The sequence below is a fragment of the Veillonella parvula genome (genome assembly GCF_032550495.1).
Lineage (GTDB): Bacteria > Bacillota > Negativicutes > Veillonellales > Veillonellaceae > Veillonella > Veillonella parvula_G.
The window spans coordinates 57,782-84,166 of sequence record NZ_JAWFZJ010000002.1; the positions used below are offsets into that span (position 1 = coordinate 57,782).

Sequence of the window (26,385 nt, forward strand, 5' to 3'; positions counted from 1 at the left end):
GGGCTTATGGGACATATTATTGATTCAACCTATATTTATGGCACCTTCTTTGCGGTCATTCCTTATGTGAAAGTAACCCTCATGATTACCTTCCTCAGCGTTGGTTTGGGTACAATCCTAGGGCTATTAAGTTGCGTGCTACAACAAAATAAAGTACCTGTGCTCAGTCAGTTCAGCTACTTGTACGTATTATTGTGCCGTAGTATTCCGAATATGGTTCTCTTATATCTCGTGTACTATGGCTTGCCAATTCTATTCCTCGCACTAGAAGATCAAACGGGTGTGCATGTGCCTTTTGAAAAGGTGCCAGCTACCTTCGTAGCCGTTGTAGGCTTAACCTTGCACACAGGGGCCTATTTGAGTGAAATCTTTCGGGCTGCCTTACAATCGGTACCGAAAGGGCAAATGGAAGCGGCTCAGGCCATCGGTATGACTTGGTTCCAAGCGTTCCGCCGCATCGTGTTGCCACAAGCTACAGTCTTTGCGTTGCCACTATTTACGAATCAGTTTCTTAACACCATGAAGAGTACCAGCATTGTATTTGTTATCACCGTTATTGAATTGTTCGGCGCTGCAAAGTTATATACAGAGGAAAATTCACAATATTTTGAGGCCTACATCGTGGTGGCCGGTCTATTCTGGGTGATGGGGATTGTCTTTGAATTTATCTTCCATCGTTTAGAAATCTATGCAAGCAAGTATAAACGAGGTAATGCATTATGATAGATATTAAACAAGTTCACAAATCCTTCGGGAACCGTGAAATTTTAAAGGGCATCGACTTACATGTACCAACGGGTTCTGTAACGGTTATCCTTGGCCCATCCGGCAGCGGTAAGACAACGTTCTTAAGAACGCTCAACTTCCTTGAAAAAGCCGATGCAGGGACGATGCAGTTAAATGATATTTCTGTAGACTTACATAAAGCATCTAACAAGGAAATCTTAAATGTACGCCGTAACACATCCATGGTGTTCCAGTCTTATAACTTGTTCTCTAATAAGACTGTTATTGAAAACATTATGGAAGGTCTTGTAACAGTTAAAAAGATGAAAAAATCTCAAGCTCGAGAAATCGCGCAACGCTTCCTCAAGGAAGTTGACATGGAAGACTATGATGATTACTATCCAGTACAACTCTCCGGTGGTCAACAACAACGTATCGGTATCGCTCGTGCCCTTGCGATGGACCCAGAGGTTATCCTCTTTGATGAACCTACATCTGCTCTCGATCCAGAGCTCGTAGGGGAGGTATTAGCCGTTATCCGAAAAATCGCAAAAGAATTAGAGGTAACGATGATTATTGTAACTCATGAAATTGGCTTTGCCAAAGAAGTGGCGGACCAAGTCGTATTCATGGAAGGCGGCGTTATCGTAGAACAAGGGAATCCTAAGGTTGTTCTTGAACATCCAAAAGAAGAACGAACACGCAAATTTTTGAGCCGTTACCTTACACTAGATAGCGAATTGCCTCTTGATAGCGCAGCGTTATAAGGCTCTGCTAGCTCTGTTTTAAAATACTAGTATTATATTAAAAATGTGATACTGTATTTGATATAGCTAATTCTAGTGTGCAATCTAATGACGCAGTTAGTTTATGATTAGAGCATTTTGAACGAGGTAAAGAGATGAAAGAATTTAGACAGTTAACCGTAGATGATGCGGCTGAATATCATGAGGTGTTGATTGCAGGCTATGCGGAGAATAAGAACTACCCTATATCCTTCGATGCTATTAACTTTAGCCCAGAAGAATCTCGGGCGTGGATCTTAAAATATCCTGTATTTGGTCTCTACGTAGATGGTTCCTTAGTATGCTCTATTTCATTCCGCATGCCTTGGATACCAAAGGCTACGCCAGATGTATATCCGCACATTGCACACTTTGTGACGGCCCCTGAACATAAGGGACAGGGCTATGCTCGTGAAGTCCTCGCTGAAGCAGAAGACCTATTGCGCAACGTATATAAAACACCAGCCGTAACCCTTGGTACAGCCGCAGAACATCCATGGCTTGCCAAAATGTATGAAGGCTTTGGCTTTAAAGAATATAAACGAACACAACTACCTGGAAAGGTACATACGACCATATTCTTTAAGAAAATATTGTAATGGGAACTCTAATTTTGGAGTCCTACCATACAAATAGCGACTAGTTAAGATAACCAACTAGTCGCTATTTTTTATATGTTATTGTTATGCTAGACTTTACATGCATTAGTGTTGCTTTTAAAAATTATCGATACTATTTCATTAATACATGTAATGTTATAATAAATAAAAATGTTACTGTTTGTGGGGTGTGAATAAGATGTATGAAATCGTAAATGAACCAAATTTAACAATAGCCTTTGATATGGATGTAGAGCTATCTGAATTTGGTGTATTTGGCGTATATATTAAACGAGGTTATAATATCTGTTCTGGCTATATTGATCCTAGTGATTGGTCCGGGATTCGCAAAGGCTATCAAGAATTAGTCGATTTGTATGAGAAGTGTAAAGGCAAAGCAACCTTTACCCATGTATTAACTGGAGAAGGGGATACCTTAACATTCTCGTTAGATCAAAAGGGTGCATTGGCGATAGATGTTACTATCTGTACTACTTATAATTACAAATGTAATATGACTATTGAAAGTTTAGATCAAACCTATTTACCGAGGTTTATTGAGTTTTTCAAAGAGTTTTTAGATCGAGAGCCAAAATAAAAAGAGTCGCATCAAAGGATGCGACTCTTTTTTGTACCCAGTTTCTATATACAGTTATTTTGTAACAACTTTAAGATCTACAGGGATTTTAGCTTCTACAGCTTCGCCTTTGATAACTTTTTGAGCTGTATCGATAGCGATTTTACCCATTTGGTCTGGTTGTTGAGCAATTGTTGCAGCCAATGTGCCGTCTTTAACAGCTTTGTCTGCGTCAGCAGTACCATCGAAGCCTACGATGAAGATTGTTTTGCCTGCGGATTTAGCTGCTTGGATAGCGCCCAATGCCATTTCGTCGTTATGAGCGAAGATAGCTTGTACGTCTGGGTTGGCTTGCAAGATGTTAGTTGCTACGTTCAAACCTTTTGTACGGTCGAAGTCAGCGCTTTGTTTTGCTACTACTGTTAAGTCTTTGTCAGCTACATTGTGGAAACCTTGGCCGCGTTCACGAGTTGCGGAAGCACCAGGGATACCTTCAATTTCAGCTACTTTTGCAGCTTTGCCAACTTTATCAACGATAAGTTGAGCTGCCATTTCGCCGCCTTTTATGTTATCGGAGGCGATGTGAGCCACTACTTTGCCTTTGTCAGCAGAGCGGTCAACAGTGATGACAGGAATGTTTTTAGCATTTGCTGCTTCTACGGAAGTAGAGATAGCTGCAGAGTCTACAGGGTTGATGATCAATACGGATACGCCGCTTTCAATTAAGTCGGAAATATCGTTTGCTTGTTTTGCAGGGTCGTTTTGAGCATCAACGATTTTAACTTTAAGACCAAGCGCTTTAGCTTGAGCCTCAACGCCTTCTTTCATAGTTACGAAGAATGGGTTGTTCAATGTGGAAACAGAGAAGCCGATGGTGCCGGATTTTTTGTCGCCGCCGCCATTATCAGCGCTTTTACCACAGCCTGCTACAAGACCGATAACCATGATAGCCATCGCCAACAGTAACAATAGTTTTTTCATAGAAACCTCCTAAGCTTTCTTGCGGTCTGCAAGAACAGCCAGTAAAATAACAATACCTTTTACGACTTGTTGATAGAAACTGGAAACGTCGAGAATATTTAACCCGTTGTTAAGGGTACCGATAATTAGGGCACCAATTAATGTGCCAACGATATGACCACGACCACCAGCAAGGCTTGTACCGCCAAGAACTACGGCTGCGATAGCGTCAAGTTCGTAGCCTGCACCTGCTGTAGGTTGTGCAGAGTTAAGACGAGAAGTGATGATTGCACCGGCGATACCACAGAGCATACCCGTTAAGGCATACACGAAGATTTTAACGCGGTCAATCTTGATACCAGCAATGTAACTAACCTTTTCACTGCCACCTACGGCGTATGTTTTACGGCCTAAAGATGTGCGGCTCAATACGAACCAGAGGATGATGAAAGCTAAGAACATTGTGATAGCTGGAACTGGAAGGCCTGCGATATCCCCTTGGCCAAAGCCGTGGAATAGAGGATCTTGGGTAAGGCCGGAGATTGGGTTACCGTCTGTGAATACTAGTGTCGCACCACGGTAGATTGTCATGGTCGCCAAGGTCGCAATAAATGGAGCTACGCGGCCATAGGTAATAACGAGACCGTTAATACCGCCCAATACGAGGCCGGCACCTGCAGCTAACACGATAGCCAGAACAGGGTCAGTGCCCGTTACGATGAGGTTGGCCATTACTGCACTAGAGAGAGCGAGAATGGAACCAACGGATAAGTCGATACCGCCCGTTAAGATGACGAAAGTCATACCAAAGGCGATAATCGCATTGATGGATACTTGGCGTAACAAGTTACGTAAGTTAGAAAATTCAAGGAAACTGTCGTTCATGACAGAGATAATTACAAATAATAGGATGAGGCCGATGAGGGGGCCTAATTTTTTTACATATTGTAGAGCTTTGCTGTCCATTATTGTCCTCCTGTAGCTAATGTCATAATCGATTCTGGTGTTGCTTCGTTGCGGTCCAAGATACCTGCTACGCGGCCTTCGTGAATGACCATAACGCGGTCGCTCATGCCCAGCACTTCAGGTAACTCAGAGGACACCATGATAATGGACACACCATCGTTCGTTAATTCGTTCATTAAATCATAAATATCACGTTTCGCGCCGATATCGATACCCCGCGTTGGCTCATCCATGATGATAATGGATGGTTTTTTACCGACCCATTTAGCGATAACAACTTTTTGTTGGTTACCACCAGAGAGGGAGGACGCCGCTTCGTGAATAGATTGTGTTTTAACACCTAGCTTTTTAGACAATTCGTCAGCAAAGGAATTGAGTTTACTCTTATCTAGTACATGAGATGGACAAATCTCGCCAAGGTTTGGCAATGTAATATTGGAACCGATGGAGAAATCGAGAATCAAGCCTTCGCTCTTTCTATTTTCTGTGATGAAAGCAATGCCGGCTTTGATGGCATCTTCTGGTTTTTTACAGTTTAGAACGGAGCCGTTAACTGTTACAGTACCGCCTTTGTGTTTATCTACACCAAAAATGGCACGCATAATTTCTGTACGGCCAGCACCCATAAGGCCTGCTACGCCGAGAATTTCCCCTTTGCGCAAGGAGAAGGAAATGTCGTTGTCAAAACCTTCTGGTTTAAGGTTGTCGATGCTCATTACTACTTCGCCTGGTGTTGTGGTACGAGCAGGGTAGAACTCGTCGATAGAACGACCTACCATGTGGCGTACCACTTCGTCTACAGAAATTTCAGCAGTGGACTTCGTAATAATTGTGTGACCGTCACGCATAACCGTTATAGTGTCACACTCGCTAAACACCTCTTCCATACGGTGAGAGATGTACACGATAGCCACACCGCGTGCTTTCATTTTGCGCATCATGTTAAACAATGTCGCCGTTTCACGCTCTGTAAGGGCCGCTGTCGGTTCGTCCATGATGACAACCTTTGCATCTAACATCAAGATGCGAAGGATTTCCGTCATTTGTTGGTGACCAACGGAGCAAAGACCTGCCTCAGTCGTGAGCGGCAATTCGATGCCTAGTTCGCGACATGTGTTTTCAGCCTCAGTGAGCATCGCCTTTTTGTCGAGCATACCAAATTTGTTGCGCTTTGGTCTCATTAAATATAAATTTTCTAACAATGTTAGATTTGGCCAAATGTTGAGCTCTTGGTGGATGAAAGCTACACCGTTCAGCTCGGCCTCTCTTGGGTTTGGGAAGGTGCGCTCTACACCGTCGATGGTGATCGTACCGGCATCCGCCTTATGAATACCGGTGAGGATGTTCATGAGGGTGGACTTGCCAGCACCGTTTTCGCCCATCAAAGCATGAACCTCGCCCTCCTTGAGGGTAATACTTACATCGCGCAGCACTTGGTTTGTGCCAAATGCCTTCGCAATGCCTGACATAACAATTTCCATAACTACTCCTATATGACTGGTGAAAGTATCTCTAGTGTATATAATAGATTAGATGTTTAGATAATCTTTGAAAACTAAGCTATCTAATTTACAGAAACTGATTTATAGGTTCAGTTTCTTAACGTACAAACTTAGTTGGTTAATCTATTATTCTAGGGACGATCGCTGAAAATACAATCGGCACGCAAGATAATGTTGGCATACGGAGATGCTTCACCAGTTCTAATAATGCATTTGCATTGTTTGGTTGCTTCTTTAAAAGCATCGTGGCTCGTCTTAATCCATTCGTATTGATCGGATGGGAACGTAGACTCCAAAAAGTCATAAGCTTCAGGATTATTCTCTTTAATTTCTTTTGCCACATGAATCGCTTCAGACTTCATATGCTTAGCGATGATGGATACTACTTGCTCAAAGCTTGGTATGCCAAAATCTAATGCTAAGTCGATTTTTTGAACCCCTTCAGGTACTGGCAAACCACAATCGGCGATACAAATCGTATCTGTGTGGCCGAGATCTGCAAGAACCTTAGCGATATGGCTATTTAAAATGCCCTGTCGTTGCATAGATAACTCCTTTTTCTATTCAATAGGTTAATTCTCTGCCAAGAATGCAGCGACCTCCTCCTTCGTAGGCATACCACCTTGGGCGCCTAATCGTTGGATGGAGAGGGCTGCTGCTGCATTGCCGTAGTGTAGAGCGTCGGCTAAGCTTTTACCATTAACGATAGCCGTTGCAAAGGCACCGTTGAATGTATCGCCTGCACCTGTTGTATCTACTGGTTTCACCTTGAAACCGGATACGGTGTGAATGTTACCGTTGTCGGCGTAGCCTACGCCTTTGCTACCGAGGGTAACGATGATTTTATTTTCGTTAGCTAATAATGTTTTCTCTGTAGATTGATTAGGGTAAAGCGCTGAAAGCTCGTGTTCGTTTGGCGTAATATAGGTTGCCAATGCTAACCACTCAGGATCGAGGTCTGCCGCTGGAGCCGGATTTAAGAGGACTTTCACATTAGCCTCGTGACAACGACGAACGATGTATTCAATCGTTGGAATAGGAATTTCGTTTTGAACCATTACGAGATCCGCTTGCTCGATAGCTGACCAAGCGTTATCTACTACGGTTTGATCTACCTTAGCATTTGCGCCACTGATAACGATGATACTGTTATCACCTTCCGCCAATGTAATGTGAGCCGTACCAGTTGTTGTATCTGGAACAGTGACGATGTAGTCCGTATTGATATGATTTTCTTTTAGATTATCCACAATCATTTGACCGTAAGCATCTTGACCGATGCAACCAACCATGGTAACCTCTGCACCTAATCGGGCAGCTGCTACCGCTTGGTTGGCACCTTTGCCACCGTGAGCGATGTGCAATTCTTTGCCCATGATTGTTTCGCCTGCAGTAGGGCGTTTGTCCGCGAGAACTACAATATCCATGTTGCAACTGCCAATAACAACAATGCGATTCATAATAACTCCTTAATTCGCCTCTGCCCTAACTGGGACTAAAAATGACTATCATTTATTTTTATACATAAAACTTAGAGTATTTTATACAATAAGTTGCATATATAAATATAAATGATAATCAAAGAGGCATTTGCTTTCACATACCTATAGTATATACTAATTATTTATTAGTATAGCGTAAATACGCGAGTTTATCTATATAAATATCTATAAAATGTAGGAATAAAAAAGGTATATCTAAAAAATGCGTTACATGAGTAAAAATGTAGACGCTAAATTTTGGATATACCTTATTATTATAGGATTAATATAATATACTATTTATATTTTATCTAATATTTGGTCTATACTATCAAAGGATTTCTCTAAAGATAGAATACGTCCTTGAATGATATCATTTTGGCCTTCTACAAGAGCAGATAATATATCTATCTTAGCTTGTAAAATATTAGTTGTATTATCGTTAATATTTATTCTATGACTGTAGCTTTTATCTATTTTCATAGTCTATCCGGCCTTTATTGTTAATTATAGTTATATATTAGTGAAAGCTTGGTTTATCGAAGTGTGTACCTGGCTCACCTACGCCGATGCTTGTGCGGTGGAAAGGAGTTTCATCCGCTGCATGTAAGATATCAAAGATGGCTTTTACCACAGCTTCGCGTGAAACTTGGGCATCGTTGAATTGAGCTCCTTCAGGGATGAGTTCGTAATCGGTTTTTTCTGGATCATTATAAAGCCATGTGAGGCGCAAGATAGTGTAATTTAAATTGGATTCGCGCAATACGTTACGAGCTTGACGCTCACCTTGAACATAGCTAATAGGCAAGTTATCGAAGGTCCATTTTTCAAGTGCTACAGGGAATTCACCAGAAAGGCCAGCCATGGAAACACCGATAACACGGCGTACATTTTTACGGCTCAATGCTTTCACGATGGACGCCATATCACTGCCGGATTCCATAGAACCTACAAATACAACCTCCGCATTTGTTACAGCTTGTTCTAACTTAGCAGGGTTTTGAAAAGAACCTTCAATTACTGTAACACGTTCGTGGTCGATAATCTCTGGAGGTATACGTATTTTCAACTGACGACCATATAATGTAATGTGCATATCTGTATATGTTAATAGTGTAGCAGTCAACTTTTGAGCTATTTGGCCCGCAGCTCCTAAAATCGTAATATACTTATACATAAAAAAGACCTCCTATGTTCGGGCATAAATATTTGATGAAATTTTAACATACATATATGACAAATACGTGAGAAAAATTATAGAAATCTTTATAAGATTTTCATAATTTAATTGATACTTAAAATTTCTTTTGTTGTTTTTAGCTGCGCAAATCGATTTTGCCAATTATCACTGCCTGTTGCTAATAAACCTTCATCTTCAGAGTGTCTGATAAAAATGACTTCTATATTTTGATCTCTGAAATATTGAATGATTGCTTTTGTATTTGCAATAAGATTTTTCGAATCATAAGGGTTTTCGTTAACTAAGCCTTCTTGTATATCGATTACGATTAATGCTTGTGCCATGATGAACCTTCTTTGTAGACTATATGAAATATATTGATTAGGTAAGTTTTAAGATTTACCATTTTAGCTATCAAAATTAGTGTTAATCTTTTTTGATATAAGTATTTGCATGCATTATATCATAAGTATGTGACAAAAAAGTGTGATATGAGTTTGATATACTGTGCTGATGCTGTCTAGTCTTTCACAAATTCTCGAAGAATGATAAAATAAATCCATATATATTTTTATAGAAATGAGGCTATTATGGAACGGATTCAAGATCTTGTGTACACGCATGTGCAGGGTGGCCAGTTTAGATGGGTTACTGTCAGCACATTGATGCTCGCATTGGGCACGATTTTGCATTTGGTGAGCCCTAGTGTGGCTGGGGTAACGCCGAACTGGACGATTGCTACGTACTGCGTAGCTATTTTATTGACTCGTCCTAGTTTGAGTCAAACTTTGGGGATTGGCCTAGTAGCAGCCCTCATCAACGTATTGACGTCTAAGTCCGCATTCCCATACGGCAACTTGTTGTCCGAACCAGGTGGTGCTTTGACGGCAGCTCTAGTGACGCGCGCTATGCTGTCCATGAAGTTCCGTAAAATTGGGGGCTTCGATTTGACGCCAATCTTATCTGGATTCTTGGCAACCGTTGTATCTGGCGGTATCTTCGTTACCATTTTGTGGCAAGTTCTGGGTTTGCCAGACAATGTGTACATGTACGGTATGTGGCCGATGGTTCTTATCGTAGGTGCTTTGAATGGTGCCATTACGCCGATTTTATACATTCCAGCGCAACGTTTATTTTCTAAACGTGGCATGTTGCCAAGTGCAGAGGAATTGGGCTCCGATCATAGTCACTTAACGATCTTGCCTGAGCGCCAAGCTAAGATTTCTATTGAGCACGTAAATTACTACCATCCTAAGGCGACTACGCCATCTCTTGAAAACATCAATCTCGATGTACATGATGGTGACTTCTTAGTGGTAACTGGTCCTGCAGGTTGTGGTAAAAGCACCCTTTGCATGGCGATGGTAGGTGCGGTGCCTAAATTCTACGGTGGACGTCTAGAAGGTATGGTCTTCGTAGATGGCCAAGCGACCACGCAAATGGAAATTCCAGAACTAGCGAACCATATCGGTGTAGTTCTCGCCGATTACGATACACAGCTCGTAACGATGACGGTTCGTGAAGAAGTGGCCTTTGCCATGGAAAACCGTGGTTATGATCGTGAAACGATTACATCTCGCTCTCAAGAGGTGTTTGAACAAGTTGGTCTTGTGGGATTAGAAGACCGCAAGATTACAAGCTTATCTGGTGGCCAACGCCAACGTTTGGCTATCGCTTCCGTATTGGCTACGAACCCAACCGTACTTGTTCTTGATGAACCGACTAGCTCCCTCGATCCAGATGGGACCGCCGAATTATATCGCCTCGTAGGTGATTTGAACCAAAAACACGGTATCACCGTTGTCGTTATAGACCATGATTTGCATGCTGTATTGCCGTACGCTAACCGCATGGCCCTCATGGTGGATGGCTCTATCGCTTGTGACGATGATGTACCTACTACGCTTCGTTACATGTACGAACATAATATTCATGTTGATGCATTGCCATCTGTATTTACAACCTATATGGAACTAGAACAAGCCGGTTTCCACAGTGATGAACCTTGGCTCAGCATCGAGTCTGCTATCAAGGGCTTGCATCAAATTGAAATGGCTCATGCTATTCAAACCGAGGTACATGGTAAAAGCAACTCTCCAGCTAATCAAAGAAATATAGTAGATAATTTTGCTGATTATTCTAATATAGTAGAAAATAGACAACCAGTTCAACGTGTTGATGATGTACCAGGAAAGGACGGTGGCGCTCATGCTTAAGGTTGAAAACATCCGCTTTGGCTATGTGCCATCCGTAGATATTTTCCGAGACGTGACTTTCACCATCGAAGGAGGCGAATATATCGCCATCGGTGGTCGTAATGGTTGCGGTAAAACGACCATAACTCGTTTACTCGTAGGTCTCGAAAAGGCTAGCGAAGGCCGCATGTATTATAACGGTAGGGACATTACGTCCATGCCGCCGTCTAAACGGGGGCAATTTATCGGCTATGTATTCCAACAGCCAGATCGTCAAATGTTTAGACCGACTGTAGCCACTGAGGTTGCCTTTGGTCCTGAGTCTTTGGGTCGCACTAAATCCGAAGTGAAACGCATCGTTGATGAAGTATTGAAACGTACCGGTATTGCTCACTTGCGTGAAGCATACCCTCCGACATTGCGCCGTGGTGAAAAGCAACGCGTAGCCATTGCTTCCGCATTGGCTATGAAGTCTAAAATCCTCATCCTTGATGAGCCAACAAGTGGTCAAGATGGTAAGGAAACAAAAGAGCTATTAGCATTATTGCGTCAGCTCAATGCAGAAGGCATTACGATCCTTCTCATCACACATGATATGGAAATCATGGCTAGCGAATGTAGCCGTGCTATCATCATGGGCAACCAAACCGTAGCCTTTGATGGCAGTCCAGAAGAATTATTCAAAAAGTCTACGGATGAATTGCAAGATTTAGGCCTTACGAAACCGCCAAGTGTAGAGCTTTCACTAGCGGTACCATCCTTGGGCTATTGCAAATCTATGGATGAATTGAAATCTAAGTTAGTGGCTCAGTTGAGCGGAAAATAGGAGGGACATATGGGACGTTTAGTACCGTTAACAAAAATCTTGATGACCCTCGCCGTATCCGTGTGGGCCATCCTGTTGCGCGACTGGGTATCTCTATTGGTATTAGTCGTAGTAGAACTCGGTGTATTGTTTGTAGCGGGTTTGTTGTTCAAACAACACAAAGCAGTGTTGGCATTAACTAGCTTTGCCGTATTTCTTGGTCTTATCCAATTCCTCGGCAGCGGCGATGTAACATCTGCCATTGTATCTGGCTTACGTATGCTCGCTATGACACTTGTGTTCATTGGACTATTGGCAACTACAAAATTGCAAGACCTTACGGCAGCGCTCGTAACACAATGCAAAATTCCTTACGAATATGCATTTATGTTCACTGCTGCTCTTCGTTTTGTGCCTGATTTCATTGCTGAAAGTCATGCTGTACAAGAGGCACAAGCTTGCCGTGGATTATCTCTAGAAGGCAACTTTATTAAACGCATCAAATCTTATGTATCCGTTATCCAACCATTACTGCTAAAATCCTTGGGACGCTCTGAAACAATGGCGTTATCATTGGAACTACGTGGCTTCGGTGGTCCAACACACAGCTTTGCTGCATCCGTAGGATTGAAAAGAATCGACTATACTGTGATTGTTGCTTTAATTGCTATTACAATACTTTTATTTGTTATTGTGTAATAGATAAAATTATATAAAAAGGACGAGTTGTAGCTCGTCCTTTTTCTTTACTTATTTTCTATATATTAGGGGCTCACTTAGTAGTTATGTACAGGAGATTTCTTAATGATTCTGAGGATATAATTTCTTGGTGGCTATCGTGAAATTTATAATTTATGAATGTTTCATGTTCTTTTTAAGAGAAAATTATAAATCTTTGTTATAGTGAAGTTATTAATGTGTTATGTGTTTATATAAGGTGTGAGTACAATGAAAAAATTATTATTGTTTTGTCTTTGGTTAGTTGGTATTTTAGGGGTATCTACTGTAGCTAATGCTGAAGATGTATGGGTATATAGCTCTTCAAATAATAACTATTATATTGATACTAACTATGTGGGTGGTGCAAAAACTGCTGATATATATGCAGTAGTTAAAGTAATACATCCAGGTAATACGCCGTTTGGAGTTGAAAGATATTCCTTTGGTTATAGTGAAGGTAATTGGTATTATTCTGTTTTTGATGGATATTCTTATAAAAAAGGGAAGGTTAGTGATTCTGAAAAAGTAAGTAAGGCTTTTCAAGTTGTTAAACAGCAGCTTAATTTGAAATATTAAATTTAAGAACGGTTTCTATAACTGATTTGATAGTTATAGAAACCGTTTTGTTCTTATTGTTGCAATTTTCTTTTGAGTGTATCTAATGGATCTCCAGACTTTATTGTTACACGTTTTGGAGGATCAATTACTTTACCATTTTCAACTACAAAATAAGTATCATTATTTTGTATATCAATCATGATGATATTTTCATAGCTAACACCATTGGGTAATACTGATTTGATTGCAACAACTATATTACCTCCAGGAAAATATTGAATTCGATCGTTATCATAGTAAAGTGAAGCATTTTGACTATTGGATGTTAAGTAAACCCAATTTACAGCTGAAGCGTGATTAACGAAAAAGCCTGTAAAAAGAATAAAAAGTGATATAGTAAGTATTTTTCTCATACTATTTACTCCTATGATTAAAATGTCTTATAGAATTGATTTTGGAATAGTTTAGTAGCTACAATATATGAAGGTGAATTAATAGCTGATGGAAATATGAAAGTGCCTTTAATATCATCTATTTGTACACGGCTATGATTTATTTTTCCATTTAGGTAGTAAATCGTTGTTGCATTCGGTCGCCAGTTAATAGAGCGACGATTTTGGTCGAAAAAATAGGAGTTTTCATTTCTGTATATTCTGCCTTGTTTATAATTTACAGAATATGCAGTCGCATTAATAATAAAGAAGTGATCTTGGTTACGTACAGTTTTTATTGTGCTTGTTTCTATATAAATATCTTCTGTATTATTTGAGAAAAATAAGGTATATGTTTTATTATTGGCTTGTAACTCTTCTATTGAAACTGCATTAGCTGTAGATGTTACTAGTAGTATTGCAAAGGAAAATAAAAGCAAAAATTTTTTCATACTAATTCTCCCCTTATAAAAATTAAAATAATGCAAAATTCATGTTATGTTCATCAATGATAGAATATCAGAAAAATGTACTATAGTAAATGATGTATTTGTTTTACGTCTTACAATAATGAGAAAGTATCATTATTAATTTTTGAGGTTTATTCGTATAAGGCGTAAAATAGTAGATACATGTTTAAGAAAAATAACAATAAATAATATAACGTCATAAGAGGATTAATATATGAGTGAATTAGCAATACGACCAATTACAAAGGATGATGTATCTCTTTGTTTAGATATTTATAATTACGAGGTTGTGAACGGCGTAGCCACGCTTGATCTTGAACCTCGTACATTGCTAGAGTGGCAGGAGTGGTTTGATGCGCATAAAACGTCTGAGCACTGCATTTTTGTAGGGCTTATGGACGATGTTGTGGTAGGCTATGCATCGCTTTCACCATATAGAACAAAGGATGCTTTTAAAAGTACGGTGGAGTTATCTATTTATATCCATCAAGAGTATCGTGGCAAAGGTATAGCATCTAAATTGATGGCTCATATATTAGACCATGCGAAAGAAACGGAAACATTACATACGGTGGTATCTGTCATTACTGCAGGAAATGCAGCAAGCACAGTGCTACATGAACGATTTGGGTTTATCTATTGTGGGTTAACGCCGCAAGTGGGATTCAAACATGGTAAATATCAGGATACCGAAACATACGCATTATTGGTATAATAATTAGTATAGGAAAACATAGATATTAATACGTTATACTAATGATGTATAGATTATAGATAAGGATTCGCCAAGGGGTAGGGCGAATAGGGGTGATTGAATGAATATGAAAGACGAAAGGCAGTTCGTTGGATACAGTAAGTATCGCAGCCGTCTTGTGGACGGTCATGTACATACGGAATTGTGTCCACATGGTAGTGGGGACCGAACTGCGATGATGATTGAAAAGGCCATCGAGTTGCGTATAGAAAAGGTATGCCTCACAGAACATGCACCATTGCCAACAGCTTTTGCTGCAGAATACGGTGGTGATAAAAAGGCCTATGATACAGCGTCTTTGAAATTGAATCAAGTTGATGCCTATTTAGAGCTAGGTCGTCAATTACAACGTGCGTATGGCACACATATCGATATCTCTCTCGGTTTTGAAGTCGATTATATTCCAGGCTTTGAATCAGATATTCAAGAGTTCTTAGATCGCTACGGTCCGTTGACGGATGATAATATTTTATCCGTTCACTTTATGGAAGGCGTTAATAATTCTTTTTACTGCTTAGACTACAGTCCTGAAGAATTTGAGAAAGGCTTCGGACCGTGGATTGAAAAACAATATGAGTTATATTACAAGTATTATTCTACAGTGCGCCAAGCCGTGCGAGCTGACCTCGGTGAATATACACCTAAACGTATAGGTCATTTTGATTTGATAAAAAAATACCAACACCACTTTGGCTTTGAACGTCATTTAGATCGTCGCAATGCGCAGGTGGTGAGCGATATTTTGCATATTATGCGCGTCCAAGGTCGCGAACTAGACTATAACATGAGCGGCTTCTTCAAGCCAGACTGCCGTGAAATGTACCCAAGCCGTTTCATCCAAGGCATGGCGGCTATCATTGGTGTGCCATTTGTACTGGGATCCGATGCACATAGCGTGGCAGATATAGAAAACGTTTGGGGATAGCATCAAATCATTATTATAGTAAATACATGAAATATTAACGGTTCTATTGACAATTCTATAGAACCGTTATATTATGATTTCATACTTTAATAAAGTAAAGCGATAAAATAGAAAAGCATCGATATAGGTAAATTTTTTCTCATAACAAATTGAATAGCTAGATGATTTAAACCGTCATATAACTTAAATGGTTAATACAGATGATATATAGCTTTCAAAAATATGAGAAATGATATAGATCAAATGATAGAAAGGATGTTTACGATGGTACAGCAGCAATTACCTACTGGTTTCCGTGATGATATAGGGATCGTAGCGGAGTGCAAGGATGATGTGAGTCAATATGTGCTCGGTCTTTGTCGAAATCGTCAATATACAAAGATTTCTACGCCTCTCGTAGAGTACAAAGATGTATTCAATGGCTATGCAATGGGGCGCGGTCAACATATGTACGAATTCATGGATAGTTCTGAAGCATCCGTCGTAATTCGTCCCGATTTGACGATGCCTATCGGTCGTTTCTTGGCGACTACTAATATTGAATTGCCTCGCACGTTCTATTACTTGGGCGATGTGTTCATGAAAAATAAAAAGCACCGCGGCGATGTGAACCAAGTGACGCAAGGTGGTATCGAGATGGTGGGCTATGATGGGATTGAGGCAGAGCAAGAGTGCTTCAAGATCATTAAAGAGGTAAATGAAACTCAGCTAGGTGGTAGCTTATTGCTCGAAATTGGTGATGCTCGATTCTCTCGTGCTATCACCGATGCGTTAGGACTCAGTGATGAGGAAAGAACAGAACTTCTCGAGGCTTTGTTCACCAAATATTTACCTCGTTACAACGAGTTGATTGCTGACTTTAAAAATAGTGCGTTGTTCCCATTCCTCAATGTGTGGCCTCGTTTATTTGGTACGGTTCAAGATATCAAGGATGAGCTGAACCAAATCATCTTGCCTGCAGCGGCGCAGCGCATTTTAGATAATCTCATAGACATGGCAAACCAAGTGGAGCAAACAGGGCAACAGGTCCGCATCGATGTGTCTACAGAACCGCCTCAATCTTATTACACAGGTATTACCTTTAGAGGTTATGTGGACGGCGTGTCTCAATATATCGTCAGTGGTGGTCGTTATGATGGACTGTTATCTAGCTTTGATGGTACACCGATGCCGGCCGTTGGGATGGCTTTCAACATTGATGTCTTGACTGATATTACCTTGCAAGGTGAAAGCAAAGTGCAGGATAACGATACATTACGCATCGCTCTTACGAAGGGCCGTGTAGAAAAGGATTTTATTCCTCTCCTAGAAGCCTGTGGCGTAGATTGTGAATCATTACATAATAAGGCACGTAAACTTATTATTTCTTTGGGCGATTTTATGGAGGTCATCCTCGCAAAAGGGCCGGATGTAACGACGTATTTGAAAAACGGCGTTGTGGACCTCGGTATCGTCGGCAGTGATGTATTAGATGAACAAGACGATACGAGCTATGAAATGCTTGATTTACAAACGGGTAAATGCCAATTTATCTTGGCTTCTTTAGCAGGCTATGACCCTAAAGAAGGCCGTCGTCAACGAATTGGTACGAAATATCCAACTGTTACAAAACAATACTTTGGAGCTCAAGATGTAGAAATCATCAAAATTGAAGGCTCCGTTGAGCTGGCTCCACTCGTAGGGTTAGCTGATGCTATCGTAGACATTACGGAAACGGGTACAACTTTGCGTGAGAATAATTTAGAAATTTTCGACTGGTTGCAACCAATTTCTACACGCCTCGTAGCCAATCCATTAGCTTTAAAACAAAAGAGAAATACTATTTTTAAACTCATTGATCAGCTTTCAGAAGCAATTAATACATAAGATGTAGAGTGAATCATATATCCGGCTAGTAAGATTTAGGATTAATAGCAGATAAAACTGTTAATATATGGAATGAATAATAGAAAATGAATACTAGATCTAACTAGTGATACTGATAGCTCAAGTAGGAAGAAGGACGACAGATGAAAATATATAAAGAATCACTAGAGGCGATGCTCCGTATCGTACGTGATTATACACAGCAAACTACAGATATGGAAATTGAACGTCGCGTGTACGATATCATTGCTGATGTTCGGACAAATGGTGATGCGGCACTTAAAGCATATTCTGAAAAATTTGATGGCGTATCCATCGAAGATTTCAAGGTGCCTCAAGAGGAAATCGATGCTGCTTATGAATCTTTATCTGATGATTTGAAAGCTGCACTATTAAAGGCAAAGGCTAATATTACGGAGTTCCATAGCCGTGAAATCGAGCAGGGCTTTGTGGACATGGATACACCGGGCATCATCCGTGGCCAAAAGGTCATTCCCTTGGCGCGCGTTGGTCTCTACGTTCCTGGCGGCACAGCAGCGTATCCTTCTACCATTATCATGACTGCATTGCCAGCCAAAATCGCAGGGGTAAAAGAAATCGTCATGGTGACACCTCCTCAAAAGGATGGTATTAACCCTGCTGTACTTGGTGCAGCAAAACTGGCTGGTGTTGATGCAGTGTATCAAGTGGGCGGTGCCCAAGGGGTAGCGGCGTTGGCTTACGGCACGGAAATGATTCCAAAGGTCGATAAAATCGTAGGCCCTGGCAATATTTACGTAGCAACAGCGAAGCGCCAAGTATTCGGCCAAGTTGATATCGATATGATTGCGGGCCCAAGTGAAATCGGTGTTATCGCCGATGACAGCGCTAATCCAGTTCACTTGGCGGCTGACCTATTATCCCAAGCGGAACATGATCCTCGAGCTCGCGCTATTATGGTCACTACCAGTGAAAGTTTAGCAAATGCCGTATCGAATGAGGTAGAACGACAATTAAAATTGTTGCCTCGTGAAAGGATCGCTCGTCCAGCTATTGAAAATAACAGTTATATTGCCGTTATGGACAGTATTGAAGATATGTTTACCGTAATGAACGAAGTCGCGCCAGAGCATTTGGAAATTCAATTGCCAGATCCAATGAGCTATATGAGCCTCGTTCAAAATGCAGGTTCCGTATTTCTCGGTGCTTATGCATCTGAACCGTTGGGCGATTACTTAGGCGGTACAAATCACGTATTGCCTACTAGCGGTACAGCACGATTTTCGTCTCCACTTGGTGTATATGATTTCGTAAAACGTACATCCTTTACACAATTTACAAAAGAGCGGTTAGAAGAAGTGGCAACACACATTACTACATTAGCTCGTACAGAAGGTCTTGAAGCACATGCTCGCGCCATCGAAGTACGCTTTGAAAAATAGTTATAAAAAATATTAGACAAAATATTAGAAAATAGATTTGGTATATATTTGGCATCTATATGTATATGTAATTGTAAAATATAGGGTGGAAATATAGATTAGAAATATAGATTTGGAGTATAGAGGTCGTTATGATACGCACAGGCACGGTGCAACGCACCACTCAAGAAACAGATATTACAGTAGAAATTACCCTTGATGGGACACAAACGAGCTCCATCTCCACAGGGATTGGCTTTTTTGACCACATGTTGACGCTATTGGCGAAGCACGGTCGCTTTGGCCTTGTAGTAGAGGCAAAAGGCGATACATATGTGGATGCGCATCATACAGTTGAGGACGTTGGCCTTGCATTAGGGCAGGCTTTGGTGAAAGCCCTTGGCGATAAGGCAGGCATCGAGCGTTACGGTGATGCGTGGGTGCCTATGGATGAAGCATTGACGCAAGTTGTCATCGATTTGAGCGGTCGTCCGTATCTCGTTTTCCAAGGGGAATGGAGTACGCCGGTTTTAGGTGGCAACTTTGAAACAGAGTTGGTGGAGGATTTCTTCCAAGCTTTTGCGATGAGCGCCGCTATGAACTTACATGTGCGCAATGTATATGGTCGCAATACGCATCACATTATTGAAAGCATGTTTAAGGCAACAGGCCGTGCATTGCGCAAAGCAGTTACTATTAATCCGGATATCCAAGGGGTTAACTCTACAAAGGGCGTTATTTAATAAAGGAGAATTTATGATTTTTCCAGCTATAGATTTACAAGATGGGCGCAGTGTTCGCTTGTATAAAGGTGATTTCGCACAGGAAACGGTCATCAATCCTGATCCAGTAGATCAAGCGAAACAATATGAGGCAGCTAAAGTGGGAGCCTTGCACCTCGTCGATTTAGATGGTGCCAAGGCGGGCAAGCCTGTAAATGTAGACATTGTAAAAGCAGTGCGTGCAGCTTTCACAGGCATCCTTGAAATCGGAGGCGGCATCCGAGATAAAGAGGCCGTTGACCTCTATTTAGGCATGGGCGTAGATCGTGTTATCTTAGGATCTGTAGCACTTAAAAATCCGGAACTTACAAAGCAGGTTATCGCTGAATACGGCGCGGAGCGCATCGTTATTGGTGTAGATGGAAAACATGGCAAGGTTGCCGCTGAAGGTTGGCTCGACCAATCCGACGTGCCGATGACCGATTTAATCGGTGCCATGGTTGAAGGGGGCGCAAAGTATTTTATCGTTACCGATGTAGACAGGGATGGTACAATGCAGGGCGCCAATGAAGAGTTACTTGGAAATTTACAAAAAGAATTCCCTACAGCACGCATCGTTGCCTCTGGTGGCGTTCGTAATCTAGGGGATATTAAATCACTTGAACAAAAAGGCGTTATGGATAGTATTGTTGGTAAGGCGCTGTACGAGGGCACGATTACGTTAGAGGAAATCGCCGAGTACAATCAGCAGAAATAATAGAAATGACTATGATGCTCTTACATTAATTATTGGCTGTGACCAATGAAATATTGTGCATAATCAATATATATTGTGCATAGTCAATGAAATATGTTGAGTATAACTGTTGAAATGTATTGGGCGTAACAGCTGAATTATATTGAGTGACACTCGATGGAAAGGAGCTTTATGTTAGCGAAACGGATTATTCCCTGCCTAGATGTAGATGATGGACGCGTAAAAAAAGGGGTTAACTTTGTTAATCTCGTAGACGTAGGCAGTCCCGTAGACATTGCGGCATCCTATGAGCAGCAACAAGCTGATGAGCTTGTATTTTTAGATATTACGGCCACCGTTGATGCGCGGACCACTATGCGCGATGTGGTACAAGAAATCTCTACACAAGTATTTATGCCACTCACCGTGGGTGGTGGTATCAAGAGTGTTGATGATATGACGGCTTTGCTGAAAGCTGGTGCGGACAAGGTATCTTTGAACTCTGCGGCTCTTGCTAATCCTGAACTTATCACAGAAGGGGCTCAAAAGTTTGGCAATCAATGTATGGTGGTAGCCATTGATGTGAAAACAGATGAAGAAACTGGCGAATGGTATGCCTATACTCACGGCGGTCGCAAGCGTACAGAATGGAAAGCTCTAGATTGGGCAAAAGAGGCCGTAGCTCGTGGAGCAGGGGAATTACTAGTGACGAGTATGGACAAAGATGGTACAAAATCCGGTTTTGATATTGAACTATATAAGGCCATAGAGTCCGTCGTAAATGTACCTATCATAGCATCTGGTGGTGCCGGTACCGTGCAAGATTTTGTAGAGCTTTTTGAAAAAACAGGCGTTACTGGTGCTTTGGCGGCATCTATATTTCACTTTGGGGAAGTTAAAATTCCTGAACTCAAGCAAGAACTACGAGCTCACGGAATTACAGTGCGCTAAAATAGATCTAAAAAAATCACTATCTTTCGTAAATTCTTTGCTACTCTATATGTTTAGAGTTAGTTAAATAGTTTGTTTATAGATAAACAGAAAATAGAAATAGAAATAGTAATAGATAGAGTTAGAAATATATGAAGATGTAGATACATATATAGATATAGAATAAAATGCATACATAAATACAGATACAGATGTAGCGATAGATACACAAACTGACATAGGATAACGGATTAGTGGTTACTTTTGATAAAGGATAAAATATGAAACCAGATTTTGAAAAAGGGAATGGCTTACTGCCAACGGTTGTGCAGGATGCGGAGACTAAGGACGTCCTCATGGTGGCGTGGATGAACGAAGAAAGCTTTCACAAAACACTAGAAACAAAGGAAACGTGGTTTTGGTCTCGATCTCGTCAAGAACTATGGCATAAGGGGGGGACTAGCGGCAATGTGCAGCATGTGGTGAGTATGGCCCTCGATTGTGATGGAGATACCTTGCTCATTCAAGTTAAGCCTGAAGGTCCTGCCTGTCATACTGGGCGTACAAGTTGTTTCTTTAATGAAGTAGAACGGAGTTAAGTATGGCACAGCAAACACTGAACGAATTATACGAAATTATTAAAAACCGTAAGGCACAGCCAAAGGAAGGGTCTTATACGAATTATTTATTCGACAAAGGACTCGATAAAATCTTGAAAAAAGTTGGTGAAGAGGCTACAGAGGTAGTAATCGCCGCAAAAAATGATGATCCACAGGAGCTGGTTTACGAAACAGCAGATGTGTTATATCACTTGCTCGTGTTATTAGCGGAGAAAAATATTCCTTACGAAGCCATTGAAGCTGAACTAGCGAGTCGCGAAGGGGTAGTGAGCAAGACTACGGAGCGCCCAGAGATTACAAATTTATAATGTACATCGCGTTATGAGTTCCTACGATTACTCATGTGTTTATATGCGTTAAGACGAGTTTATAAACACAAAATGAGGTAAAACGCGTTTATATACATTAAGACAATAGTTAGAAAGGATAGCCTATGAAAGAGATAATTCGCACATTGAAACCTTATATACCTGAGGAGCCGGCTGAAGCGGTGAAAGAGCGCCTTGGTGTAGACCGTTTGGTGCGCTTGTCGGCAAATGAAAATCCATACGGCACATCGCCATTGGTACGGGAGGCTATCCTTAGCTATGTAACTCATAATGATGCCAACTATTATCCGGATGGCAACGCCTCCGATTTGCGTATGAAACTCGCTGACTACTGGCAGGTACAACCTGAGCAACTCGTCATCGGCGTAGGTCTCGATGAGGTCATCGCCATGGTCAATAAAACATTGATTACCGCTGGTGACTCCATCGTAGTAAGCGTGCCAGCCTTTTCGGAATATGCCTTGAATGGCCTCGTGGAAGGTGCTGAGATTCGCGAGGTGCCAGCTGATTTTGAAACGGGGCAGTATGATTTTTCTGCTCTCGTGAAAGCTGTAGATGAAACGACACGCCTCGTGTGGATTTGTAATCCTAATAATCCAACGGGCACCTATGAGTCTGTTGAAGATATCCGCAAATTTGTAGCAGCTGTACCAAAGGAAACCTTGGTTATCATAGACGAGGCGTATATCGATTTTGTTACCTCCGTAGCAGTTCCTACGGCACGTGCGCTATTGGATGAATTTCCCAATGTGACTATCATGCGTACCTTCTCGAAGGCTTATGGCCTTGCTAACTACCGTGTAGGCTACATGATGACACCTTTAGAGTTGGCCAATTATATGCAAACTATTCGCTTGCCGTACAATTTGAATACCTTATCTCAAGTGGCTGCAGAAGCCGCTTTCGGTGATCAAGAATTCGTGGCGAGAACGGTCTCTCAAAATGCAGAGGAACGGACAAAATGGGAAAGCCTCTTTGATGAACTAGGTATTCACTACTATAAAAGCGAAGCAAATTTTATTTTCTTTGCATCGCCTGATGCGGAAGGCCTTGCAGATGCTTGGCTCAAATCAGGTTACCAAGTGCGCCGAGGTCAACGAGAAGGATGGTTACGCCTTACAATTCCAATGCCTCAAGATGGGGATGTTATGCGCAAGATATTAAGAGATTTCATGAATTAATTTGTACAGAATAATGTATAATTTGTAATACGTTTTACTTTATCTTATCGTGTTTTACCCTATAGAATGGAGTTTATTATGATTGCCATTATAGATTATGATGCAGGGAATACCTTCAATGTCCAGAAAGCCTTAGCTTACATCGGTCTTGAGGCAGTGCTAACGGCAGATCCTGAGACAATACTAAATGCTGATGGCGTTCTCTTGCCAGGTGTAGGCGCATATGCGCCGGCGATGGCAGTTCTAAAAGAGCATGGTTTAGTTGATGTCATTCGTGAGGTAGTAAAGCGTGAAATTCCTTTATTAGGTATTTGTTTAGGAATGCAACTTTTATTTGAAGAATCTGAAGAATACGGTCCAACTCCTGGTTTAGGACTTATTCCAGGTAAGGTAAAAGAAATCCCTCGCGATCTAGGTCTTAGCGTGCCTCATATGGGTTGGAATAAAAATGTAGTACACCAGCCTCATAGTGCTTTTAGCAATGTAGATGATCAATATACATATTTCGTTCATTCCTATTATGTGGATACAGATCCTGAATATATTACATCTACTGCAAATTATGGTATCGATGTACCTGGCATTGTAGAACGAGGTAGAGTATATGGAATGCAATTCCATCCTGAAAAAAGCGGTGTCGTAGGTCTAAATTTGTTGCGTACATTTGGGACTATTACAAAAACTTATAGAACAGCAGGAGAATAGGGATATAGCTATCTTTCATTACAGATAGGAATAAGTCATTCAGTAACCAATATATCTAGGATAATAACGACATCTCATAGGTAGAAAATGCCGTTATTATGCTTTATAGTTATACTTAACTTTCAAAATGAGAAATTAATAATTGACACCTTGTTGATTAGTTATACAATAATGTTGTAAGTACTAACATTTTAGGAAGCCATTGTGGCATGGATACATAAGTTTTATCAGTAATATTCATATACTCCATGTCACGTGATAATTGGAGGTGTTTATATGGTTATGAATGGTATTTACTTAGTTATTGCCTCCGCGTGTATTCTAATTTTAGCGTACCGCTTTTATGGGGCTTTTATAGCGGCTAAGGTACTGACATTGGATCAATATCGTCCAACGCCAGCTATGGTTCACAATGATGGTCACGATTACGTGCCAACCAACAAATGGGTAACCTTTGGTCATCACTTTGCAGCAATTGCTGGTGCAGGTCCACTGGTAGGTCCTGTTATCGCAGCACAGTTTGGGTATTTGCCTGGCGCATTATGGATCCTAATTGGTTCCGTATTAGCCGGTGCTGTGCATGACATGGTTATCTTGTTCGCTTCCGTTCGCTATGATGGTAAGTCTATTGCGGATATTGTTCGCGAAGAAATCAGTAAACTAGCTGGTTTCGGTGCTATGCTTGCTACCTTATTCCTATTGATCATTACCCTTGCTGGTATGGCCGTAGTAGTAGCTAATGCATTGCATAACTCTCCTTGGGGATTCTTCTCCGTATTTGCTACCATTCCAATCGCTATTTTTATTGGTATTTATTTGAAATGGTTGCGTCCTGGTAAAATCCAAGAGGCGACTATTATTGGTGTAGCCTTAATTTTCGCAGCTATCATCTACGGCCCAAATATAGCGGCTAGCGAATATGCATCTTGGTTCACATACGACTTGCAAACCATTGAAATTATGCTTGCTGTGTATGGTTTCTTTGCAGCTGCATTGCCAGTATGGTTGTTACTTGCTCCTCGTGACTATTTGTCTACATACCTTAAAATCGGTACAATCGGCGCATTGGCACTTGGTATTATCATTGTAATGCCTGAAATTCAGATGCCGGCTATTACTCCTTATATCTATGGCGGCGGCCCTGTATTGAAAGGTTCCGTATTCCCTTACATCTTCATTACTATCGCATGTGGTGCGTTATCTGGCTTCCATACTGTTATTGCTACAGGTACAACACCTAAAATGCTTACTAATGAACGAGAAATCTTACCTATCGGTTATGGTGCGATGTTAACAGAAGGCTTCATCGCTATGATGGCGTTGATTGCAGCTACTGCATTGCATCCAGATGATTATTTCGCTATTAACTCCACAGTTGAATCTTTTAAAGCCTTAGGTCTTCAAGTTCATGAATTGCCAGCATTGTCTGCAATGGTTGGTGAAGACTTGATGCACCGTCCTGGTGGTGCCGTATCCCTTGCAGTAGGTATGGCTCATATCTTCTCCAGATTGCCTAATATGGATCACTTGATGGGTTACTGGTATCATTTCTGTATCATGTTTGAAGCATTGTTCATCATGACATTAATCGATGCTGGTACCCGTGTAGGTCGTTACTTACTTCAAGAATTGTTAGGTCATTTCCATCCTAAATTCAACGACCAACACTGGGCTCCTGGTGTGTATGGTTGTGCTGCTTTAATTTGTATCTTGTGGGGCTACCTAGTTCTACAAGGTAACATCGGTATTATCTGGCCTCTATTCGGTGTATCGAACCAATTATTAGGTACCATGACATTGGCCGTAGGTACTACAGTTATCATGAGACTTGGCCGCAAACGCTATGCATGGGTAACAGGTATTCCTTGTATCTTAATGGCTATCGTGGCTATCGCTGCAGACTATGAAAATGTATTCTACAGCTATATTCCTGCTGGTAAATGGATTCTAGTAGCATTTAGTGCTGCTATGTTCCTCATGATCCTTATCGTATTAATTGAAGCTGTACGTAGCTGGATTCGCTTGTCCAATATTCCTCAAGACTATCGGACTCAAGCTGAAATCGAAGCTGAAAGCCTTGTAAAATACGGTAAAGAAGTAAAAGCATAATATTGATTATTGCAATATATACAGTGCACTCACATTTGTGGGTGCACTTTTACTCTATAAATTTGCTGCCTTTTTTATAAAATAGTTAGGTAACGGCGCCTTGCATGCAGAGTTTTCTGTGAGCAAGGCGCTTTTTATATGGAAAAGAGTTTC

General features: G+C 41.0%; 30 protein-coding genes. 20 read left to right on the forward strand and 10 right to left on the reverse strand.

The features are described from left to right. Positions 1–6: 6 nt before the first annotated feature. The 4 genes from E6X37_RS04415 (at position 7) to E6X37_RS04430 (ending at position 2,708) form a co-directional block, all read left to right on the forward strand. Complete coding sequence (locus tag E6X37_RS04415; protein WP_316689578.1) at positions 7–723, forward strand: amino acid ABC transporter permease; 717 nt, start codon at positions 7–9, stop codon at positions 721–723. Then, on the forward strand, positions 720–1,493 hold the full coding sequence (locus E6X37_RS04420; protein WP_118091122.1) for an amino acid ABC transporter ATP-binding protein: 774 nt from the start codon (positions 720–722) through the stop codon (positions 1,491–1,493). Before E6X37_RS04415 ends, E6X37_RS04420 begins: the two co-directional genes overlap by 4 nt. Before the next feature lie 134 nt (positions 1,494–1,627). Beyond that, positions 1,628–2,110, forward strand: coding sequence for a GNAT family N-acetyltransferase (locus E6X37_RS04425; protein WP_118091121.1), 483 nt, complete (start codon positions 1,628–1,630; stop codon positions 2,108–2,110). A 199-nt stretch (positions 2,111–2,309) separates the two neighbouring features. After that, positions 2,310–2,708: a hypothetical protein gene (locus E6X37_RS04430; RefSeq protein ID WP_316689582.1), complete on the forward strand. Its 399-nt coding sequence runs from the start codon at positions 2,310–2,312 to the stop codon at positions 2,706–2,708. Positions 2,709–2,762: 54 nt separating this feature from the next. Here E6X37_RS04430 and rbsB read toward each other — a convergent pair whose 3' ends face one another. The 8 genes from rbsB to E6X37_RS04470 all read right to left on the reverse strand — a co-directional run bounded on the left by rbsB (position 2,763) and on the right by E6X37_RS04470 (position 9,120). Further along, positions 2,763–3,668, reverse strand: a complete 906-nt coding sequence (rbsB, locus tag E6X37_RS04435; protein ID WP_316689584.1) for a ribose ABC transporter substrate-binding protein RbsB — start codon at positions 3,666–3,668, stop codon at positions 2,763–2,765. A 9-nt stretch (positions 3,669–3,677) separates the two neighbouring features. After that, a complete protein-coding gene (locus E6X37_RS04440; protein ID WP_004694241.1) occupies positions 3,678–4,613 on the reverse strand; it encodes an ABC transporter permease in 936 nt (311 codons plus the stop codon). Further along, positions 4,613–6,094: a sugar ABC transporter ATP-binding protein gene (locus E6X37_RS04445; RefSeq protein ID WP_316689585.1), complete on the reverse strand. Its 1,482-nt coding sequence runs from the start codon at positions 6,092–6,094 to the stop codon at positions 4,613–4,615. Before E6X37_RS04445 ends, E6X37_RS04440 begins: the two co-directional genes overlap by 1 nt. A 152-nt stretch (positions 6,095–6,246) precedes the next feature. After that, positions 6,247–6,660 (reverse strand): D-ribose pyranase, encoded by a 414-nt coding sequence (gene rbsD / locus E6X37_RS04450; RefSeq protein WP_316584326.1) that lies wholly within the window; start codon positions 6,658–6,660, stop codon positions 6,247–6,249. Between the two features lie 27 nt (positions 6,661–6,687). Next, entirely contained in the window at positions 6,688–7,575 is an 888-nt protein-coding gene (gene rbsK / locus E6X37_RS04455; RefSeq protein ID WP_316689586.1) for a ribokinase, read from the reverse strand. A 321-nt stretch (positions 7,576–7,896) separates the two neighbouring features. After that, positions 7,897–8,079, reverse strand: coding sequence for an antitoxin PHD (locus E6X37_RS04460; RefSeq protein ID WP_316584324.1), 183 nt, complete (start codon positions 8,077–8,079; stop codon positions 7,897–7,899). Positions 8,080–8,116: 37 nt separating this feature from the next. After that, entirely contained in the window at positions 8,117–8,773 is a 657-nt protein-coding gene (locus E6X37_RS04465) for an NAD(P)H-binding protein (RefSeq protein WP_316584323.1), read from the reverse strand. Between the two features lie 107 nt (positions 8,774–8,880). Then, positions 8,881–9,120, reverse strand: a complete 240-nt coding sequence (locus E6X37_RS04470) for an isochorismatase family protein (protein WP_316584322.1) — start codon at positions 9,118–9,120, stop codon at positions 8,881–8,883. Between the two features lie 246 nt (positions 9,121–9,366). Between E6X37_RS04470 and E6X37_RS04475 the strand changes: the two genes are divergently transcribed. The 4 genes from E6X37_RS04475 to E6X37_RS04490 all read left to right on the forward strand — a co-directional run bounded on the left by E6X37_RS04475 (position 9,367) and on the right by E6X37_RS04490 (position 13,072). After that, positions 9,367–10,992, forward strand: coding sequence for a tryptophan transporter (locus E6X37_RS04475; protein WP_316584321.1), 1,626 nt, complete (start codon positions 9,367–9,369; stop codon positions 10,990–10,992). Next, positions 10,985–11,797, forward strand: coding sequence for an energy-coupling factor ABC transporter ATP-binding protein (locus E6X37_RS04480; protein WP_118091118.1), 813 nt, complete (start codon positions 10,985–10,987; stop codon positions 11,795–11,797). The genes E6X37_RS04475 and E6X37_RS04480 overlap by 8 nt, the downstream gene beginning before the upstream one ends. Positions 11,798–11,806: 9 nt before the next feature. Then, on the forward strand, positions 11,807–12,475 hold the full coding sequence (locus E6X37_RS04485; protein ID WP_316584320.1) for an energy-coupling factor transporter transmembrane component T family protein: 669 nt from the start codon (positions 11,807–11,809) through the stop codon (positions 12,473–12,475). Between the two features lie 249 nt (positions 12,476–12,724). Beyond that, positions 12,725–13,072 (forward strand): hypothetical protein, encoded by a 348-nt coding sequence (locus tag E6X37_RS04490; protein WP_316584318.1) that lies wholly within the window; start codon positions 12,725–12,727, stop codon positions 13,070–13,072. A gap of 53 nt (positions 13,073–13,125) precedes the next feature. Here the strand turns inward: E6X37_RS04490 and E6X37_RS04495 are convergent, their stop codons facing one another. Both E6X37_RS04495 and E6X37_RS04500 read right to left on the reverse strand, forming a co-directional pair. Beyond that, a complete protein-coding gene (locus E6X37_RS04495) occupies positions 13,126–13,467 on the reverse strand; it encodes a hypothetical protein (RefSeq protein ID WP_316584316.1) in 342 nt (113 codons plus the stop codon). A 17-nt stretch (positions 13,468–13,484) separates the two neighbouring features. Then, positions 13,485–13,937 (reverse strand): hypothetical protein, encoded by a 453-nt coding sequence (locus E6X37_RS04500; RefSeq protein WP_316584314.1) that lies wholly within the window; start codon positions 13,935–13,937, stop codon positions 13,485–13,487. Between the two features lie 232 nt (positions 13,938–14,169). On the opposite strand from E6X37_RS04500, the gene E6X37_RS04505 reads away from it, so the two are divergent. The 12 genes from E6X37_RS04505 to E6X37_RS04560 all read left to right on the forward strand — a co-directional run bounded on the left by E6X37_RS04505 (position 14,170) and on the right by E6X37_RS04560 (position 26,232). Continuing rightward, positions 14,170–14,670, forward strand: coding sequence for a GNAT family N-acetyltransferase (locus E6X37_RS04505; protein ID WP_316584313.1), 501 nt, complete (start codon positions 14,170–14,172; stop codon positions 14,668–14,670). A 100-nt stretch (positions 14,671–14,770) separates the two neighbouring features. After that, on the forward strand, positions 14,771–15,634 hold the full coding sequence (hisJ, locus tag E6X37_RS04510; RefSeq protein ID WP_287541814.1) for a histidinol-phosphatase HisJ: 864 nt from the start codon (positions 14,771–14,773) through the stop codon (positions 15,632–15,634). 264 nt (positions 15,635–15,898) lie between these two features. Continuing rightward, positions 15,899–17,500, forward strand: a complete 1,602-nt coding sequence (gene hisG, locus E6X37_RS04515; protein WP_316689587.1) for an ATP phosphoribosyltransferase — start codon at positions 15,899–15,901, stop codon at positions 17,498–17,500. A 143-nt stretch (positions 17,501–17,643) separates the two neighbouring features. Next, positions 17,644–18,921 carry a histidinol dehydrogenase gene (hisD, locus tag E6X37_RS04520; RefSeq protein ID WP_316689588.1) on the forward strand — a complete coding sequence of 426 codons (1,278 nt, stop codon included), beginning with the start codon at positions 17,644–17,646 and terminating at the stop codon, positions 18,919–18,921. A gap of 131 nt (positions 18,922–19,052) precedes the next feature. Continuing rightward, positions 19,053–19,643, forward strand: coding sequence for an imidazoleglycerol-phosphate dehydratase HisB (gene hisB / locus E6X37_RS04525; protein ID WP_316584310.1), 591 nt, complete (start codon positions 19,053–19,055; stop codon positions 19,641–19,643). A gap of 13 nt (positions 19,644–19,656) precedes the next feature. Next, positions 19,657–20,379, forward strand: a complete 723-nt coding sequence (gene hisA, locus E6X37_RS04530; RefSeq protein ID WP_316584309.1) for a 1-(5-phosphoribosyl)-5-[(5-phosphoribosylamino)methylideneamino]imidazole-4-carboxamide isomerase — start codon at positions 19,657–19,659, stop codon at positions 20,377–20,379. A 171-nt stretch (positions 20,380–20,550) separates the two neighbouring features. Then, positions 20,551–21,309 (forward strand): imidazole glycerol phosphate synthase subunit HisF, encoded by a 759-nt coding sequence (gene hisF, locus E6X37_RS04535; protein ID WP_287517771.1) that lies wholly within the window; start codon positions 20,551–20,553, stop codon positions 21,307–21,309. Positions 21,310–21,569: 260 nt separating this feature from the next. Beyond that, positions 21,570–21,887, forward strand: a complete 318-nt coding sequence (hisI, locus tag E6X37_RS04540) for a phosphoribosyl-AMP cyclohydrolase (protein ID WP_270279303.1) — start codon at positions 21,570–21,572, stop codon at positions 21,885–21,887. 2 nt (positions 21,888–21,889) lie between these two features. After that, a complete protein-coding gene (hisE, locus tag E6X37_RS04545) occupies positions 21,890–22,216 on the forward strand; it encodes a phosphoribosyl-ATP diphosphatase (protein ID WP_302682739.1) in 327 nt (108 codons plus the stop codon). Positions 22,217–22,341: 125 nt separating this feature from the next. Beyond that, the gene (gene hisC / locus E6X37_RS04550; RefSeq protein WP_316689589.1) at positions 22,342–23,418 is read left to right on the forward strand and encodes a histidinol-phosphate transaminase; all 1,077 of its coding nucleotides are present in this window, start codon (positions 22,342–22,344) and stop codon (positions 23,416–23,418) included. Between the two features lie 78 nt (positions 23,419–23,496). After that, positions 23,497–24,123, forward strand: a complete 627-nt coding sequence (hisH, locus tag E6X37_RS04555; protein WP_316689590.1) for an imidazole glycerol phosphate synthase subunit HisH — start codon at positions 23,497–23,499, stop codon at positions 24,121–24,123. 276 nt (positions 24,124–24,399) lie between these two features. Then, positions 24,400–26,232 (forward strand): carbon starvation CstA family protein, encoded by a 1,833-nt coding sequence (locus E6X37_RS04560; protein WP_316689591.1) that lies wholly within the window; start codon positions 24,400–24,402, stop codon positions 26,230–26,232. The last annotated feature ends 153 nt before the right edge of the window (positions 26,233–26,385 follow it).